The organism is Sinomonas mesophila (genome assembly GCF_001999765.1).
GTDB lineage: Bacteria > Actinomycetota > Actinomycetes > Actinomycetales > Micrococcaceae > Sinomonas > Sinomonas mesophila.
On sequence record NZ_MTIC01000058.1, the window covers coordinates 1 to 539 of the forward strand.

The following is a 539-nucleotide window of genomic DNA, read 5'->3' on the forward strand; positions in this document are numbered from 1 at the left end:
TCGAGAGCGCAATGACCAAGGCTGCGCAGAACAGCGCGGGCCCGCTCGCGGACGAGTTCGTGCGGACGCTGCAGGACATCCAGGTCGGCCGGTCGCGGCAGGAGGCCTACCTCGACCTCGCCGCGCGCGCGGACTCCCCCGACCTGACCTCCTTCATCCGTGCGGTGGTGCAGGCGGACAAGTACGGCATCGCGATCGCACAGGTCATGCGCGCCCAGGCCATCGAGATGCGCCAGAAGCGCCGGCAGCAGGCTGAAGAGCACGCCATGAAGATGCCGGTAAAGATCCTCTTCCCGCTCGTCCTGTTCATCTTCCCGGCGTTCTTCGTCGTCATCCTCGGCCCCGCAGCCCTGAGCATCGTCGAGATGCTCATCCTCTGACCGACGCGCCGATTCAGACCGGAGCCCCTTCCCTGTACCCAGAACAGGGAGGGGGCTCCTACTCGTGCGCCTGCAAACCCCACGTTTCCGCAGGAGAAGCGCAGGGAATACCCTTCTCCCGAGCCTTCTGCGAGCATCGCGCAAGAACACTAAGTCCCC

Annotated in this window: 1 protein-coding gene; it reads left to right on the forward strand. The window is 65.5% G+C overall.

Annotation, left to right across the window (positions count from 1 at the left end):
• Positions 1-380 (forward strand): type II secretion system F family protein (locus BV907_RS18075; protein WP_139346877.1); only part of this gene is annotated, 380 nt, incomplete at its 5' end.
• Between the last annotated feature and the right edge of the window lie 159 nt (positions 381-539).